Consider the following 16,305-nt stretch of genomic DNA (forward strand, 5'->3'; position numbering starts at 1 on the left):
CAGATACCCCGCGCCCTCACCGCTCCAGCGGGCTGCGAGCGGTCTCGGGCAGTCGAAGGTAGACGGCGGAGGAGACCAGGCACAGCACGGCCACGTACACGGGGAAGAGACCGGCGTGCCCCATGTCCTTGAACAGCGTGCCGACATAGGGCGCCGTGCCGCCGAAGAGGGCAACGGTGAGCGAGTAGGGGAAACCGATTCCCGCGGCACGCACCCGTGCCGGGAACATCTCCGCGTTCACAGCCGCCGAGACGGCCGTGAAACCGCTCAGCAGGATCATGCCCGCGCACTGCACGAGCAGCAGCGTGACGAACGAATCGTCGAGCATGCGCAGCAGCGGCACGATCAGCACGGCGAAGCCGAGCCCGAACATCAGCAGCAGCGGCTTGCGTCCGATCCGGTCGGACAGGATGCCCGCGAGGGGCTGGAGCACGGCGAAGAACGTCAGCGAGAGGGTGCCCGCCAGTAGCGCGTCTGCTTTCTCCACCCCGGCGTTGAGTTCGGCGTACGTCGGCAGGTACGACGTCCACGTGTAGTACGCGAGTGTGCCGCCGGCCGTGATTCCGCCGATCAGCAGCGATTCGCGCGGATGGCGGCGCAACGCCTCGAAGAGGCTTGGCCGGGACGCCTTCGCCTGCTCCTCGATCGGGGTCTTCCCTGCTTGAACGGAGTTGAGAGCTTGGGGAAGCGTCTCGCGCGCGCCGCGCCGGACCCAGAAGCCCACGAGGCTCAGGAGCGCGCCCAGCACGAACGGGACCCGCCAGCCCCAGCTGCCCATGGTGGCGGGCGCGAGATTCGCGACGAGCATCGCCGCGACGCCGGAAGCGACGAGCTGGCCGATGGTCGTCGACACATACTGGAAGCTGGAGAAGAGCCCCCGGCGCCCGGGCCCGGCCGACTCCACAAGGAACGTGGTCGAGGCGGCGAACTCCCCGCCCACCGACAACCCTTGCAGCAGCCTGGCCAGGACGAGGACGAACGGTGCGAGGATCCCGGCGGCAGCGTACGTCGGCGTCAGGCCCACCAGCAGGCTGCTGCCGCCCATCAGCAAGATGGTCACCGTCAGCGCCGCACGTCGCCCGCGCCGGTCGGCGACCGCGCCCATCAACAGCCCGCCGATGGGCCGCATGAAGAATCCCACCGCGAAGACCGCGAACGTCGAGAGCAGCGGCACCAGCGAATTCGCCGCGCCCATGGGGAAGATCTGTGCGGCGATATACGTGGCAAGGAAGGTATAGGTGTACCAGTCGTACCACTCGACGGCGTTGCCGATGGAGGCGGCGGCCAGTTGCCGCAGGCGTGACGGCGGGCGGACACCGTTCGGCGCCCGGTCCTCTGTTATGTGTTCGGCGCTCGACATGGTCCTCCGCTCGTGGTTCTTCTCCTCGGCCTGCTGCTGGGCAGGATGAGCCGACAGGTGATCATGTACCGCGGAAGCGGATGGCCGCCAGGGTCCGTGGCTGCCGAAAGGAGATGGCAATGTGCGTGTAGCACTGTTCGTCACCTGCATCAACGATGTGCTCCACCCACGGACCGGCCGGGCGGTGGTGACGCTGCCGGAGCGGCTGGGGTGGAGGTCGGCTTCCCGGCCGGGCAGAGCTGCTGCGGCCGGCCGCAGTTCAACACCGGCTACCGGCATACGGCCGAGCCGCTGGTGCGCCGCTTCGACCGGGCGTTCGGGGGCGCACGGGCCACGGACGCCGGAGGTGATTCCGCCGGCGGCGGCGCAGGAAGCGGGGTGAGCCGGGGGCGGCCGGGGCCGCGGAGGGCTGCGACAGGTGTGCGACCCCGTTGTCAGTGGGGATTCCTACACTGATCGGGATGCCTTTCGCACACGCGGTGCGAGGGTGCGCGCCCGGGGGGGAGGGAGCAGATGGTGCTGCGGCAGGGCTTACCACCACGGCGTTCCGGCGCGGCGGGTCGCTCACCCGCACCGGAGCCCGCTCCCCCGTCCACTGCCACGCCCCGCTCCGGTGCCGCGCCCCCGGACTCCGCCCCCGCGCGGCTGCTGACCTGGCTGGGGCGGCTCGGCGTCCCGGCCGCCGCGTTCGCCGTGTTCCAGGCGCTGTTGGGCATCCTGCCGCAGAACCTCGCGGGCGAGGCGGCGCGTTACTGCGTGGCGGCCACGGCCGGGATCGGCGTGGGCGCGGTGGTGTGGCTGGCGACGGTCCTGGTGCGGACGCGGGCCGCGGCCGCTGCGGCCGTCGCCGCACCGGCGTCCGCTCACGCGCCCCCGCCCGCCGGATCGCTTCCCGATCTGATGGACGGCACCTACCAGGCGCTGCGGCGCGGCCTCTCGGTGATCGAGGTGTCCGGGCGCGGCCCGCTCATCGGCTGGCCGCACTCCCTCGCCGAGAGCGACCCACCGGTGCACCCGACGGCGTTCGGTACGGCGTACGGGCTGCATCTGCTGCTCGACATCGCGCCGTACGACGGCCGAATACGGGCGGGACAGGTGGCCGAGACGCTGTGGCGGCTGCGGCTTCCCGGCGGCGGCTGGGCCGCCCGCTCCCAGGGCAGCGGGGCACGGCCCGAGGTGTCCGCGACCGTGCTGGGCGCGCTGGCACGGGCCGGCGCCGATCCGCGGCTGCTGGAGGCCGAGATACGGTCCTGCGAGGTGCTGTGGAATCCCGACCATGACGCATCGGGCCTGGCGAACACCTACGTCGTGACGAATGTGCTGCGCGGCCTGCTGCGGGCGGCGCCCGGCTCCACCTCGCTGGAAGGACTGCGCGAGGTGCTGGTCAACGGCGCCACGGCCGACCCGGCGCGCGGCAACCACCGCTGCTGGGGTGCGGCGCTGGCCACCGGCCGCGGCAACTCCGCCCCGTCCGCGGCGCACACCGCGCGGGCGGTGGTGGCGCTGGACCGGGCCGCCCGGGTGCTGGGCGAGGACGCGCGGCAGCGCACGGTGCGCGAGGAGGGGCTGCGCTGGCTGCTGGCCGGCCCGGCGACGCCGACGGGTGGCGTGAGCGACCTGCAGAACTGCCAGGAGGAGGTGCGACGGCCGGACCAGGAGGACCCGCTGCATCAAGAGCTGCTGTCGGTACGGCACTTCGCGGCCGCATGGGTGGCCCGTGCGCTGATGACGGACGGCGCCCGCAAGGTCGCGGCCGAGGACGAGGGGCTGGCGGCGTGGGAGGCACAGCTGACCACTGCCGTGACGCGGGTGCGCGGCATGCAGCGGGGCGGGGTGTGGCGCTGGGACGACGGGCCCATGGGTCACCCGGTGTGGATGGCCTATCAGGGTCTTTCGGTGCTGCGGCGGCATGCGTTGATGGTGTACCGGCCCTGAGACGGGGTGGGGCGAGACTCGGTGGGACGAGGCTCGGGTGAGCAGGGGAACGGGGTGATCCGGGGGCGGAGAGTCGGGGGCGGCAGAGGGGAGTCAGGCTCATGCAGGTCGAGGAAGCCCGGCGGCTGCTGGCGGAACGGCTGGGCGGCGGGCCGGGGCCGCCGTCGCCCGAGTCGGCGCGCGCGGTGACCGCCCAACTGGCCCACCCGGACACGCTCGGCCCCCTGGTCCGGCGATTATCCGCCGGCGACCTGGACCTGGCGGAGTGCACCCGGCTCTCGTACCGCCATGTGCTGGGCTTCGACAAGCTGGTGCTGCTGGCCGGTGCGCCACGGTTCATGCTGCGGATCCACTTCTGGCACGGCGGGACCGGCGCGGCGCCCGAGGACATCCACAACCACCGGTGCGCGATCGCCTCGGCGGTGGTGCGCGGCCACGTCCGGATGGAGTGCTACGAACCGGCCGCGAACGGCGTGCCCGCGACCGCCTACCGGGAGACCATCGACGGCCCCGGCGGTGCCTGGCGGCTGCGCCGCGTCGGGGACGCCCGGCTCCGGCTGGTGTGCACGCAGCGGTACGGCGCAGGGCGGAGCTACGGCCTGGCCGCCCGCACCCTGCACCGCGTGGTGAGCGAGGAGCCGACGGTGACGCTGTTCCTGGAGACCGTCCCTCAGCGGTCGGTGACCGATGTCTACGTCAGGCACCGCGGTGGTGCCGCAGACCGCGGCGGACTCGGGGGCAGCGGTGGAGTCGGTGGTGCCGGTGGCGCCGGTAGCGCCGGTAGCGTCAGCGGCCCCGTCGCCGGGCGCGGCGGCACCACCACGGACGGCGGCTCCGTCACGCACGACGACGGGGACCGGAGAGGCGACGGAGGCGGGGGCGGCGACGACCGGGCCAGCACCGCGGGCCGGACCGACCACGAGGGCCGGACCGGCGCCCGCGACCGTACCGGTGCCGCGCTCAGGGCCGGCGGTGCCGAGCGGGCGGATCCGCCGCCCAAGACTCCGCTGCCACCGGCCGTCTACCTCGCCGAACTCGACTCTCTGGCAGGCTCCTTGGGCTACTGAACGGAGGTGGCGCCAGGCGCCCGTAGCGGGCCGTCATGGCACGGAGCCCGGCAGCGTCCAGCCGCCCGCCGAGCGCCTGGCGGATCACCTCCAGGTTGTAGGCGTCCACCCCGGCCCCGGCCAACTCGGCGGGCCGCGCCCAGCGATGGGCCTGGTCGGCGCTGGGCAGTACGACGTCCAGCGTCAGCGGGCGGACGAGGAAGTTGTCCTGATGGTTGTGGACGCGGCGGCCCCGGTAATCGCTCAGGAAGCTGGAGGATCCGGTGTGCGCGACGATGGTGCCGAGGATGCCGGTCTCCTCCTTCAGCTCCCGCAGGGCGCCGCTCGCGGCGGACTCCCCGCGATCGAGCTTCCCGCACGGCACACCCCACGCGCCGGGCAGAAAGCGCTCACGGTAGCTGCGGCGCACGATCAGCACACGGCCGTCGTGCACCACCACCGCCGCGGCCAGATAGGTGTCGGCTGCAATCTGGTTCATCGGACATCTCGCAATCCGAAGAGACGGGCACAGGCCCGTGGCGGAGGTCCACCGTACCGGCGGAGTCCCGGCGAAGGACCGGTTCCGTGGGAGCGCGCCGGAGCACCGTACGGCGCCCTCCACCTCAGCCGCCGAGCACTGCACCGCCCCCCTCCGGCAGCCGCTCGGCGACCCGGAAGCGTTCGAGCACGACCAGGGTGTCGTCGTCGACGGTGAAGTCCGGGTCGCCGAGTTCCTCGCGCAGGTCCGGGCCGTGCCAGAAGGTCTCGTGGTCGGCCCGCCAGGCGGCCACCGTGGTGTGGCCCTCGCCCTCGGCCCGCGCGTGTGCCGGGTCGACCTCCGCCAGGCGCACCACCCGCACCCCGGTCACCTCGATCACGGCCACCGGACGGCCGGCGGAGTCGGGCAGGACCGCGCGCCGGCCGGCCCTCGGCAGCGGTTCGCCGCCGCGCTCGTACTCGGTCAGCAGGCTCGTCGTGGTGGTCTTGGCGCCGGAGAGCACCGCGGCGACCAGCCGGTCCCGCAGCGGACCGGGGAAGGCGAGGGTGAACTCCGGGAGTTCCGGGTGCTCCTGAGGCTGAGTCATGCCGTGCAGCGTGGGGGCTACGGGCGCGGGGCGGGGGTGGTCCCGCGGGCCGTGCGGGCGGTGTGCAGGGCCCAGCCGATCAGCGGGAGCTGGCCGGGCAGCCGCGCGTAGGCCAGGGCCTTGAGCGGGGCCGGGCGGTGCCGCCAGTCGTGGGCCATCTTGAGGTTGGCCGGGAAGACCGCGGCGAACAGGCCGGCCGCGGCCAGCGCACCGGCCCGGCGGGTGCGCGGCAGGGCGACGGCGGCGGCGACGGCGAGTTCGGCGGCGCCGCTGGCGTAGGTCCAGGTGCGGGCGCTGCCGGGCAGGTGCCGGGGGACGATCGCGTCGAACGGCTTCGGGGCGAGGAAGTGGAGGGTCCCCACCCCCGCCAGCAGACGGGCCAGGGCGCGGGCGGAACGGTCGTCGGCTGTCACGAAGGGCTCCACGGGTCGGACGGACGGAGCGGGACGGAAGGACGGTACCGGGCGGCCGGGAAGGAGGTGCGGCGGCCACCCCGACCAATGAACTGGCCGCCGCGACTCCGACCTTACCCGCGGGTCACTTACGGGGCCATGGCTTGATCGTCCGCCGGGGTGAGGTGTGCGTCACGCCGTACCAGCGCCGCGTAGCGCCCGTCGGCGGCGAGCAGCTCGTCGTGGGTGCCGCGTTCGGTGATCCGGCCGGCGTCCAGCACCACGATCTGGTCGGCGTCGCGGACCGTGGAGAGGCGGTGCGCGATGGTGAGGGTGGTGCGGCCCGCGGACAGCTCGTCGATGGCCTGCTGGACGGCGTGTTCGGTGCGGGTGTCCAGGGCGCTGGTCGCTTCGTCCAGGACGAGGACGGGCGGGTCGCGCAGGATGGTGCGGGCGATGGCGAGGCGCTGTTTCTCGCCGCCGGAGAAGCGGTAGCCGCGCTCGCCGACGAGGGTGTCGTAGCCGTCGGGCAGGGCGGCGATGTGGTCGTGGATCTGGGCGGCCCTGGCGGCGCGGGCGATCTCCTCGTCGGTGGCGTCGGGTTTGGCGAAGCGCAGGTTGTCGGCGACCGAGGCGTGGAAGAGGTAGGTCTCCTGGGAGACCACGCCGACCGAGCGGGCGAGGGTGTCGAAGTCGAGGTCGCGGACGTCGGTACCGTCGAGGGTGACCCGGCCGCCGGTCACGTCGTAGAGCCGCGGCACGAGGTAGCTCAGGGTGCTCTTGCCGCTGCCGGTCGGCCCGACGACGGCGAGGCTGCCGCCGGCCGGGACGGTCAGGTCGATGCCGTCGAGGGTGGGGGCGGCCTCGGGGTCGTAGCAGAACCGGACGTTCTCGAAGCGGATCTCGCCACGCGGCGCCGGGATGCGGACCGGCTCGGCGGGTTCGGTGATGGCGACCGGCAGGTCGAGGTACTCGAAGATGCGCTGGAAGAGCGCGAGCGAGGTCTGCATCTGCACGCCGGTGGACAGCAGCGAGACGGTCGGCCGCAGCAGGCCCTGCTGGAGGGAGACGAAGGCGACCAGGGTGCCGAGGGAGAAGACCGGGCCGCCGAGCTGGAGGACCATGCCCGCCGCCCAGTAGATCAGCGCGGGCATGGCGGCCATCACGATCCCGATGGTGGCCATCCGCCAGCGGCCGGCCATGTTGGCGCGGACCTCCAGGTCGACCAGGCGCTCGGACTCGCCGGCGAAGTTCTCGGTGAGGGAGTCGGCGCGGCCCATGGTGCGGCCGAGCAGGATGCCGCTGACCGAGAGGGATTCGGTGACCATCGCGGACATCGCGGCCATCTGCTTCTGCCGCTGGGTGGTGATCTTCTTGCGTTCGTTGCCGACCCGGCGGCTGATCCAGACGAAGAGCGGAAGCAGCAGCAGCGAGACGGCGGTCAGCCGCCAGTCGAGGGCGAGCATGGCGCAGACGGTGGCGATCACGGAGGTCAGGTTGGAGACCAGGGAGGTGGCGGTGGAGGTGACCGTCGCCTGCATCCCCCCGATGTCGTTGGCGATCCGGGACTGGACCTCGCCCGTGCGGGTGCGGGTGAAGAACGCCAGTGGCATCCGCTGGAGTTTGGCGTAGACGGCGGTGCGCAGGTCGTGCATGACGCGCTGGCCGACGGTGGTGGACACCAGGGTCTGCAGGACACCGAAGACGCTGGTGGTGACCGCGGTGACGATCATGCCGAGGGCGAGCAGGGTCAGCAGGCCGGTGCGCCGGCCGGGTATCGCCACGTCCAGGATCTCGCGGAGGAGAAACGGGGAGGCGACCGAGACCAGCGAGGAGGCGCCGACGAGCAGGCCGACGAGGGCCAGCCGGGCACGGTAGGGGCGGAAGAGGGCGAGTATCCGCCGCAGTTGGACCGGCTTGGCCGGGTCCTTGGGCGGCGGGGTCCACTGGGGTTCGTCGCTGCGCATGGGCTCCTTCGAAGGACGTACGGATTCCCGGGCCGGAAACTGCCGGCGGGCGGATGGGGGACGAGCATCGCAGAGCTTAGCTCATTGTTACCTATACTCACAATGAACGGAGTCCTGTCATCCGCTATCCTCGCGCCATGCCCTCCCCCGAGCCGACGGTCAGCACCACCCACCTCGCCGAGCAGCTGGTACGGCTGACCCGCCGGGTGCACCGCGCCCAGAAACACCACCTGGAGCACCTGGACATCGCCTTCACCCCCGCGCAGTCCCGGCTGCTGCGGATCGTCGACCACTGCCGCGACACCCCGCCGCGAATGGCCGACCTCGCCGAGCGGCTGGAGGTCGTCCCCCGGGCGGTGACCACCCTGGTGGACGCCCTGGAGGCGCACGGCGCGGTGCGGCGGGTGCCCGATCCGGCCAACCGCCGGGTGGTCCGCATCGAGCTGACCGACACCGGCCGTTCCACCCTGCGCGCGTTGCGCAGCGCGCGCCGGGCCGCGGCGGAGGAGATCCTGGCCCCCCTGACCGCCGATCAGCGCGAGGTGCTCGGCGACCTGCTGACCACCCTGGTGGACGGGCCGGACCGACCGCACTGAGCCGTCGGGCCGGACCGACCGCACCGAGCTGACGCGGAGTCAACCGGAGGAGAGCCGCCATGCCCCTGCTGGAGCCGGATCCGCGGGCCCTGCGCCCCACCACCGCCGCGCGCCCCGCCCACGACCGGGTGGCCGGCCACCGGGCCACCGGCACCCCCGGGCCGCTGCGCGGCGACCTGATCGCGCTGCTCGGCCCGGACAAGGTGCTCCACAAGGTCTCCGACCTGGTCCGCTACGCCTCCGACGCCAGCCCGTACCGCTTCGTCCCGCAGGTCGTGGTGATCGCCGAGGACCTCGACGACATCTCCGCGGTCTTCTCCTACGCGCACGGCAAGGGCCGCAAGGTCGTCTTCCGGGCCGCCGGGACCTCCCTCAACGGCCAGGCACAGGGCGAGGACATCCTCGTCGACGTCCGCCGGCACTGGAGCGGGATCCAGGTGCTCGACAATGGCGCCCGCGCCCGGATCCGGCCCGGCACCACCGTGCTGCGCGCCAACACCACCCTGGCCCGGTACGGCCGGCTGCTCGGGCCCGACCCGGCCAGCGCCGTCGCCTGCACCCTGGGCGGGGTGGTCGCCAACAACGCCTCCGGGATGACGGCCGGCACCACCCGCAACTCCTACCGGACGCTGGCCTCGGTCACCCTCGTCCTGCCGTCGGGCACGGTCGTGGACACCGCTCAGCCGGACGCCGACGCGGAACTGGCGCGGGCCGAGCCGGCGCTGTGCGCGGGCCTGCTGGCGCTCAAGGCGGAGATCGAGGCGGACGCGGAGCTGGTGGCCCGCATCCGCGCCAAGTACCGGATCAAGAACACCAACGGCTACCGCCTGGACGCCTTCCTGGACGGCGCGACACCGGTGGAGATCCTGCGCGGCCTGGCGGTCGGCTCCGAGGGCACCCTCGGCTTCATCGCCGAGACGGTCTTCGACACCCTGCCGCTGGACCGCCACACCTCCAGCGCCCTGCTGTTCTTCCCGACGCTGAGCGCCGCCGCCGCGGCCGTCCCGCGGTTCAACGCGGCCGGCGCGCGGGCCGTGGAGCTGATGGACGGCAATACGCTGCGCGCCTCGGTGAGCGTGGCGGGGGTCCCGGCCGACTGGGCGGCGCTGCCCGGGGAGACGGCCGCGCTGCTGGTGGAGTTCCGGGCGCCCGACGAGGCCGCGCAGGAGGCGTACGAGCGGGCCGCGGCCCAGGTGCTGACGGAACTGGAGCTGGTCGCCCCGGTCGCGTCCGTCAGCAACGCCTTCACCCGGGACCCGGCGGTCATCGGCGGCTACTGGAAGGCCCGCAAGGCGTTCGTGACCGCGGTGGGCGGCAGCCGGCCGGCCGGTACGACCCTGATCACCGAGGACTTCGCGGTACCGCCGGAGCGGCTCGCCGAGGCCTGTACGGCCCTGCTGGAGCTGCAGCGCCGGCACGGCTTCGACGCGGCCGTCGCGGGCCACGCCGCCCACGGCAACCTGCACTTCCTGCTCGCCTTCGACGCGGCGGACCCGGCGGACGTGGCGCGCTACGCCGCCTTCATGGACGCGTTCTGCCGGCTGGCCGTCCGGCGCTTCGACGGCTCGCTGAAGGCGGAACACGCCACCGGCCGCAACATCGCCCCGTTCCTGGAGCTCGAATGGGGCCCGCGGGCCACGGAGTTGATGTGGCGGATCAAGGAGACCGTGGACCCGCACGGCATCCTCGCTCCGCGCGTCCTGCTCGACCGCGATCCGCGGGCGCATCTGCGCGGGCTGAAGACCATCCCGCCGACCGAGGACCCGGCCGACCCGTGCATCGAGTGCGGCTTCTGCGAACCGGCCTGCCCCAGCGGGGACCTGACCACCACGCCCCGCCAGCGGATCGTGCTGCGCCGCGAGATGCAGCGCCAGCCGGCCGGCTCCCCCGTCACCGCCGCGCTGGTGGACGCGTACGGCCATGACGCGGTGGACACCTGCGCCGGCGACTCCGTGTGCCAACTGGCCTGCCCGGTGGGGATCGACACCGGCGCGCTGATGAAGGACCTCCGGCACCGGCGCCACTCGCCGCGCGAGGAGTGGGCGGCCGCTCAGTGCGCCCAACGGTTCGGGGCCGTCGAGAAGGCGGCCCGGCTGGCGGTGGCCGCCGCCGACCGGGTCGGCGACCGGGTGACGGGGGCACTGACCAGGGCCGCCCGCAAGGCGGTGCGCCCCGACCTGGTGCCCGAGTGGCTCCCGCAGGTCCCCGGCCCGGCGGCACGCACCCTGCCCGCGACCCGGCGGGCGGGGGCGGCCGCGGTCTACTACCCGGCGTGTGTGAACCGGATCTTCGGCGGACCCGCGGGGCACCGGGGGCCGTCGCTGCCGGAGGCGGTGGTGGCGGTGTCGCGGCGGGCGGGCCGGCCGGTGTGGATCCCGCCGGACGTGACCGGGACCTGCTGCGCCACCATCTGGCACTCCAAGGGCTACGAGCGCGGCAGCACCGTGATGGCCAACCGCATCGTCGAGGCGGCCTGGGGGTGGACGGCCGGCGGCAGTCTGCCGCTGGTGGTGGACGCGTCCTCCTGCGCCCTGGGACTCGCCCGGGAGGTCGTTCCGTATCTGACGCCCCGCAATGCCGCGCTGCACGCCGAACTCACCGTCGTCGACTCGGTCGTCTGGGCCGCCGAGGAGCTGCTGCCGCGCCTGGAGACGGTCCGCCCGGTCGGCTCGGCGGTGCTCCATCCCACCTGTTCCCTGCAGCACTTGGGGGCGGAGGCCCAGTTGCGCCGGGTCGCCGAGGCGTGTGCGCGGGAGGTGGTGGTGCCGGACGACGCGGGCTGCTGCGCCTTCGCCGGTGACCGGGGGATGCTGCACAGGGAGCTGACGGAGTCGGCCACCGCGAAGGAGGCGGCCGAGGTGACCGCGCGGCACTTCGACGCGCATCTGTCGTCGAACCGGATGTGCGAGATCGGCATGGACCACGCGACGGGGGGCCGGGGCTACGCCTCGGTCCTCCTGGCGTTGGAGCGGGCCACCCGCCCGGCTCCCTAGCGGCCTTTTCGCAACCGTCCCTTCGCCGTCGCCCTTACGCGCCCCGGGCCGCACCCGCCGGCCGGGAAGACCCCGGCCGGCGGGTGCGGACACCGGCCGTCAGCGTGTGACGTGCAGCGCCACCGCGCCCTTGGCCGGGACCGAGAGCTGCGCCTTCCCGTCGTTCCCGACGGTGACGGTGTGGCCGTCGCAGGAGGACGGCGCGGCCGCGACGACATCGCAGTACGTGCCGGCGGGCAGCGAGGTGGCGAAGGTGCGGTGCAGTGCGGCGTCGCCGTTGTTGAGGGCCACGAACCCCTTGCCGCCCCGGCCGAAGGCGAGGGCGTTGCCCCCGTCGTCCCACCAGTCCGTCAGCTCGGCCGAGCCCACCGCGTTGCGGAACCCGACCATCCCGGTGATCGCCTGCTTGGCGTGCTCGTTGGTCCAGCCGCCGCTGCCGGCGGGCGGTCCGGCGTCCTTGTCGGACCACTCGTAGCCGGAGTAGACGTTCGGCGAGCCGTAGGGCGAGGCCAGCATGAAGACGTTGGCGAGGGTGTAGGCGGCGCCGTCCTTGTAGGTCAGCGTGGAGCCGTTGCGCTCGGTGTCCCAGTTGTCGACGAAGGTGCGGGCCTTGTCACTGCCGAGCTTGCCGTCGGCGACGGACTTCAACTGGGCGAGGTTGCCGCTCTGGAAGGCGCTCTTGAGGTGGGTGCCGTAGCGGAACTCGTCGACATCGCCGATGCCGGTGTACTCCTCGGGCCGCACCGCCTCGCCCTCGCCGTGGATGACCTCCTGCACCCAGTAGCCGGGGTCGCGCATCTTGCCCTTGATGGCGGCGAGGTCGGTGGCGGAGATGTGCTTGGCGGCGTCCACCCGCAAGCCGTCCACGCCCAGCGACCGCAGGTCGTCGAGGTAGCGGGCGATCGTGGTGCGGACGTGGTCGCTGCCGGTGTCGAGGTCGGCGAGCCCGACGAGTTCGCAGTTCTGGACGTCGTCGCGGTTGGTGTAGTCGGAGATGCTCTTCCGGCAGCCGTGGAAGTCCTTGTCCTCGTAGGAGCCGGGGTAGCGGTACTTGCTGTACCGGGTGCCTCCGGTGCCCGTACCGGATCCGGCCGCCATGTGGTTGATGACGGCGTCGGCGATGACCTTGACGCCCGCGCCGTGGCAGGCGCTGACCATGGAGGAGAACGCGTTCCGGTCGCCCAGCCGCCCGGCGATCTTGTAGCTGACGGGCTGGTACGAGGTCCACCACTGGCCGCCCTCGATGTGCTCGGAGGCGGGCGAGACCTCGACATAGCCGTAGCCGGCCGGGCCCAGCTGCTTGCTGCAGGCCCTGGCGACGTCCGCGTACTTCCACTCGAACAGCGTGGCGGTGACGGTCTTTTCGCCGGGCGGGGCGGCCTGCGAGGACCACGGCGCGTAGGCGGCGAGGCCGGCCGCTGCCAGTACGCCGGCCAGCGCGCCGCCCAGCACACGGGAACGTTGCTGCATTGTGCGCTCCTTTTCATGGGGCACGGCAGAACGCACCGCGCCCACGAGTGCAGCCACGCGCCAGGCTGCCATGGGGGGATTTCGCCTCGGAGCCTGCCGTTTACCGCGCGGACACGTCAAGGCTTTCCGCAAGGCTTTTCAGCGACTTGCGAAAGACATCGGCGGCGGCAGCTCCGGCGTTGCCCCGGGCCGTCCGTGAGTGCGGCGAAGAGTCCAAGAATGCCGCATCAAGAGTCCAATCGGCCCTCTTGTGCCCCAGGCCGTCGGCCGACAGGGTCCTGACCGAGGTTCACGTATGCCCCGGCACACCACCGCTCCCTGGAGGACCGATGAACGAGGCACCTTCGCAGAACCACGACCCCGACGAGGCGGGCCCGAGCCGCCGTTCGGTCCTGTGGACCGCCGGAGCGGCGGGCGCCGGGCTGGGGCTCGGCGGCCTGGCCACCGGGCAGGCCGCGGCCGCCGCACCCGCGTCGGCGGACTCCGCGGCGGCCGCCGGCGCCGCCCCGGGCACCCGCGCCACCACCATGATCGGGGTGCCGTTCGAGCGGCGCGGCACCGTACGCGTCGGCATCATCGGGCTGGGCAACCGCGGCGGCAGCATGATCGACCTCTTTCTCGCGATGCCGGGCGTCCGCGTCGTCGCCCTGTGCGATCCGGTGAAGGACAAGACCGCCAAGGCCGCCAAGAAGGTCACCGCCGCGGGGCAGCCCGCGCCCGCCGTCTACACCAACGGCGACCACGACTTCGAAAACCTCTGCAAGCGCGGCGACATCGACTTCGTCTACGCGGCCACGCCGTGGGACTGGCACTTCGAGATGGCGAAGACGGCGATGCTCAACGGCAAGCACGTGGGCGTGGAGTGCCCCCTCGCACTGCGTCTGGACCAGCTGTGGGAGCTGGTCCACCTCTCCGAGCGCACCCGCAGACACTGTATGCAGCTGGAGAACTGCTGCTACGGCAGGAACGAGATGCGGGTGCTGCGGATGGCCCATGCGGGCCTGTTCGGCGAGCTGTTGCACGGCGCCGGCGCGTACATCCACGACCTGCGCGGCCTGATGTTCGACCCCAAGTACTACGAGGGGCCGTGGCGGCGGCTGTGGCACACCCGGCTGCGCGGCGACCTCTACCCCAACCACGGTTTCGGCCCGGTCGCCAACTACATGGACCTCAATCGCGGGGACCGCGCCGTACGCATCTCCAGCGTCGGCACCCCGGCCCTGGGGCTGGCCGCGTACCGCAAGGACCACATGCCGGCCGGCGACCCCAGCTGGAAGGAGTCGTACATCGGGAGCGACCGGACGATCAGCCTCGTGCAAACCGCCAAGGGGCGGGTGATCCGGCTGGAGCACGATGTCTCCACCCCGCACCCCTACAGCCGGATCAACAGCCTCGGCGGCACCAAGGGCCTCTTCGAGGACTACCCCGAGCGGATCTATCTGGAGCCGGACCAGAACAACGACGAGTGGGGCGACTTCACCAAGTACGCGGAGTGGGACCACTGGCTCTGGAAGGAGCACGCCAATCCGCCCGGCGGGCACGGCGGCATGGACTACATGCTGGTCTTCCGGCTGACGCAGTGCATGCGGCTCGGCCTCGTACCGGACTTCGACGTCTACGACGCGGCGACCTGGACCGCGCCGGTGCCGCTGAGCGACCTCTCCCTCAAGGCGAACGGCGCCCCGCAGGAGATCCCCGACTTCACCCGCGGACTGTGGAAGAAGGCGCGGCCGGGGATGGATTCGGCCAAGCCGGAGGAGTGAGCGGCGGGGGCCGGCTTCCGGCCCGGGGCCCGGAGACGGGGCGGGGCCCGGAGACGGGGCGGGGCCCGGAGACGGGGCGGGGCCCGGAGACGGGGCGGGGCCCGGAGACGGGGCGGGGCACGGAGACGGGGCGGGGCCCGGAGACGGTCCGGGCCCGGCGGGCGGCGGTGCGCCGGCCGGGCCCGTCGCTCGTCGCCCGTCGCTCAGGTGTCGCGGGTGGTGACGGAGGCGGCGCCGCCCGGCTCGGCCGTTGCCTCCCGCGGCTCCTGCCGGTCACCCGCCCGGTCGGCTGACGCGGTCCCCGGCAGCTCGCCGTTCAGGACCTTCTTCGCGGTCACCCGGTCCAGTGCGCCCTCCCAGCGGGAGACCGCGAAGACCGCGACACAGTTGCCGAGCAGATTGGTCGCCACCCGCATGGAGTCCATGATCCGGTCGACGCCGAGCAGCAGGGCGACCGCGCCGGCCGGGATGACGCCCAGCGCCGAGGCCGTCGCGGACAGCGCGAGGAACGCCGAACCCGGCACGCCCGCCATGCCCTTGCTGGTCAGCATCAGTACCAGGACCACGGTGATCTGCTGGCCGAGCGACAGGTCGACGCCGATGGCCTGGGCGATGAAGAGCGTGCCGAGGGAGAGGTAGATCGAGGCGCCGTCGAGGTTGAAGGAGTAGCCGGTCGGCAGCACCAGACCCACCGCGTCGTCCCGGCAGCCCGCCGCGCGCAGCTTCTGCATCATCCGCGGCATCACGGTCTCGCTGGAGCCGGTGCCGAGCGCCAGCAGCAGTTCCTCACGGGTGTAGCGGACGAACTTCCACAGGCTCAGCCCGGTGACGATCCTCAGCGCGCAGCCGAGCAGCACGAGGAAGGCCAGCGCGACCCCGTAACAGGCCGCGATCAGCTTCCCGTACGTCGACATCGCGCCCAGGCCGTACTCCCCCACCAGGTGGGCGGTGGCGCCGAGGACCGCGAGCGGGGCCAGCCGCATCAGGAAGCCGACGACGGCGAACACGACATCCTGTGCCTGCTCGATCAGCGGCAGGATCTGCGGCACCTTCGTCTGCCCGAGGTGCAGCAGCGCGGCGCCCACCAGGCAGGCCAGCACCAGGACTTGCAGCAGCGAGTTCTCGGCGAACGCGCCGACCGCGCTGTCCGGCAGCGACTCCAGGACGAACTGGGCGGCGGAGGGCAGGTGCCCGCCGCCCGTCCGGGCATCCACCGCGCCCTTGTCCAGGGATGCCGGGTCGATGTGCATCCCGGCTCCGGGCGCGAAGACATTGCCGGCCAGCAGGCCGACGACGAGCGCGACGCTGGTCGCCACCTCGAACCAGATCAGCGCCTTGACCCCGATCCGGCCGAAGGCCCTGAGGTCGCCCGCCTTGGTGATCCCGGCGACGACCACGCAGAAGACCAGCGGCGCGATCATCGCCTTGATCAGGCGGACGAAGCCGTCGCCGAGCGGCTGGAGCGAGGATCCCGCCTGCGGCCACAGGCGTCCGACGAGGACACCGAGGACCAGGCCGATGAGCACCTGCGCGAACAGGCTGGTGCGCAGGAGCCGGCCTGCGCGGCGGATGAGGCTTCCGGTGGCGTGCGGCACGGGCACTCCTCCATGGACGGATTCTGTGATGCGGAAGTGGACTTCCGCAGTCCGTCACTATGGCCGCTTGTTGTTCACCACGAAAGAGGTCGGTGCAACTTCC

The 16,305-nt window shown here is 72.8% G+C and carries 12 protein-coding genes and 1 pseudogene; 6 read left to right on the plus strand and 7 right to left on the minus strand.

From position 1 onward, the window contains the following. Positions 1-16: 16 nt before the first annotated feature. Positions 17-1,360, minus strand: coding sequence for an MFS transporter (locus tag K7396_RS05575; RefSeq protein ID WP_086715461.1), 1,344 nt, complete (start codon positions 1,358-1,360; stop codon positions 17-19). A gap of 121 nt (positions 1,361-1,481) precedes the next feature. On the opposite strand from K7396_RS05575, the pseudogene K7396_RS05580 reads away from it, so the two are divergent. From K7396_RS05580 to K7396_RS05590, 3 genes and pseudogenes are all read left to right on the plus strand, one after another. Continuing rightward, positions 1,482-1,678, plus strand: a pseudogene (locus tag K7396_RS05580) (heterodisulfide reductase-related iron-sulfur binding cluster); the annotation flags it as partial. Positions 1,679-1,873: 195 nt separating this feature from the next. Next, entirely contained in the window at positions 1,874-3,295 is a 1,422-nt protein-coding gene (locus K7396_RS35640) for a hypothetical protein (RefSeq protein ID WP_263295793.1), read from the plus strand. Positions 3,296-3,396: 101 nt separating this feature from the next. Next, positions 3,397-4,362, plus strand: coding sequence for a hypothetical protein (locus tag K7396_RS05590; protein WP_152104364.1), 966 nt, complete (start codon positions 3,397-3,399; stop codon positions 4,360-4,362). Here K7396_RS05590 and K7396_RS05595 read toward each other — a convergent pair. The 4 genes from K7396_RS05595 to K7396_RS05610 all read right to left on the minus strand — a co-directional run bounded on the left by K7396_RS05595 (position 4,256) and on the right by K7396_RS05610 (position 7,785). Continuing rightward, a complete protein-coding gene (locus K7396_RS05595; RefSeq protein ID WP_086719569.1) occupies positions 4,256-4,840 on the minus strand; it encodes an NUDIX hydrolase in 585 nt (194 codons plus the stop codon). The two genes, K7396_RS05590 and K7396_RS05595, sit on opposite strands and share 107 nt — an antisense overlap. 124 nt (positions 4,841-4,964) lie before the next feature. Further along, complete coding sequence (locus K7396_RS05600) at positions 4,965-5,426, minus strand: ASCH domain-containing protein (protein ID WP_086719570.1); 462 nt, start codon at positions 5,424-5,426, stop codon at positions 4,965-4,967. A gap of 17 nt (positions 5,427-5,443) precedes the next feature. Next, positions 5,444-5,839 carry a DoxX family protein gene (locus K7396_RS05605; protein WP_174886856.1) on the minus strand — a complete coding sequence of 132 codons (396 nt, stop codon included), beginning with the start codon at positions 5,837-5,839 and terminating at the stop codon, positions 5,444-5,446. Positions 5,840-5,967: 128 nt separating this feature from the next. After that, positions 5,968-7,785 carry an ABC transporter ATP-binding protein gene (locus K7396_RS05610; RefSeq protein ID WP_086719571.1) on the minus strand — a complete coding sequence of 606 codons (1,818 nt, stop codon included), beginning with the start codon at positions 7,783-7,785 and terminating at the stop codon, positions 5,968-5,970. A gap of 137 nt (positions 7,786-7,922) precedes the next feature. Between K7396_RS05610 and K7396_RS05615 the strand changes: the two genes are divergently transcribed. Both K7396_RS05615 and K7396_RS05620 read left to right on the plus strand, forming a co-directional pair. Then, on the plus strand, positions 7,923-8,381 hold the full coding sequence (locus K7396_RS05615) for a MarR family winged helix-turn-helix transcriptional regulator (protein ID WP_086719572.1): 459 nt from the start codon (positions 7,923-7,925) through the stop codon (positions 8,379-8,381). A 59-nt stretch (positions 8,382-8,440) separates the two neighbouring features. Continuing rightward, positions 8,441-11,374 carry an FAD-binding and (Fe-S)-binding domain-containing protein gene (locus K7396_RS05620; RefSeq protein ID WP_086719573.1) on the plus strand — a complete coding sequence of 978 codons (2,934 nt, stop codon included), beginning with the start codon at positions 8,441-8,443 and terminating at the stop codon, positions 11,372-11,374. 99 nt (positions 11,375-11,473) lie between these two features. Here the strand turns inward: K7396_RS05620 and K7396_RS05625 are convergent, their stop codons facing one another. After that, a complete protein-coding gene (locus K7396_RS05625) occupies positions 11,474-12,844 on the minus strand; it encodes an alpha-amylase (protein WP_086719574.1) in 1,371 nt (456 codons plus the stop codon). A 329-nt stretch (positions 12,845-13,173) separates the two neighbouring features. Between K7396_RS05625 and K7396_RS05630 the strand changes: the two genes are divergently transcribed. After that, positions 13,174-14,607, plus strand: coding sequence for a Gfo/Idh/MocA family protein (locus K7396_RS05630; protein ID WP_086719575.1), 1,434 nt, complete (start codon positions 13,174-13,176; stop codon positions 14,605-14,607). A gap of 203 nt (positions 14,608-14,810) precedes the next feature. Here K7396_RS05630 and K7396_RS05635 read toward each other — a convergent pair whose 3' ends face one another. Next, on the minus strand, positions 14,811-16,202 hold the full coding sequence (locus K7396_RS05635) for a cation:dicarboxylate symporter family transporter (protein ID WP_223659671.1): 1,392 nt from the start codon (positions 16,200-16,202) through the stop codon (positions 14,811-14,813). Between the last annotated feature and the right edge of the window lie 103 nt (positions 16,203-16,305).

This window comes from Streptomyces angustmyceticus, assembly GCF_019933235.1.
Classification (GTDB): Bacteria; Actinomycetota; Actinomycetes; order Streptomycetales; family Streptomycetaceae; genus Streptomyces; species Streptomyces angustmyceticus.

Coding starts and splice junctions, on each gene's coding strand:
- K7396_RS05575 (WP_086715461.1), bottom strand. CDS start 1,360: ATGTCGAGCGCCGAACACATAACAGAGGACCGGGCGCCGAACGGTGTC.
- K7396_RS35640 (WP_263295793.1), top strand. CDS start 1,874: ATGGTGCTGCGGCAGGGCTTACCACCACGGCGTTCCGGCGCGGCGGGT.
- K7396_RS05590 (WP_152104364.1), top strand. CDS start 3,397: ATGCAGGTCGAGGAAGCCCGGCGGCTGCTGGCGGAACGGCTGGGCGGC.
- K7396_RS05595 (WP_086719569.1), bottom strand. CDS start 4,840: ATGAACCAGATTGCAGCCGACACCTATCTGGCCGCGGCGGTGGTGGTG.
- K7396_RS05600 (WP_086719570.1), bottom strand. CDS start 5,426: ATGACTCAGCCTCAGGAGCACCCGGAACTCCCGGAGTTCACCCTCGCC.
- K7396_RS05610 (WP_086719571.1), bottom strand. CDS start 7,785: ATGCGCAGCGACGAACCCCAGTGGACCCCGCCGCCCAAGGACCCGGCC.
- K7396_RS05615 (WP_086719572.1), top strand. CDS start 7,923: ATGCCCTCCCCCGAGCCGACGGTCAGCACCACCCACCTCGCCGAGCAG.
- K7396_RS05620 (WP_086719573.1), top strand. CDS start 8,441: ATGCCCCTGCTGGAGCCGGATCCGCGGGCCCTGCGCCCCACCACCGCC.
- K7396_RS05625 (WP_086719574.1), bottom strand. CDS start 12,844: ATGCAGCAACGTTCCCGTGTGCTGGGCGGCGCGCTGGCCGGCGTACTG.
- K7396_RS05630 (WP_086719575.1), top strand. CDS start 13,174: ATGAACGAGGCACCTTCGCAGAACCACGACCCCGACGAGGCGGGCCCG.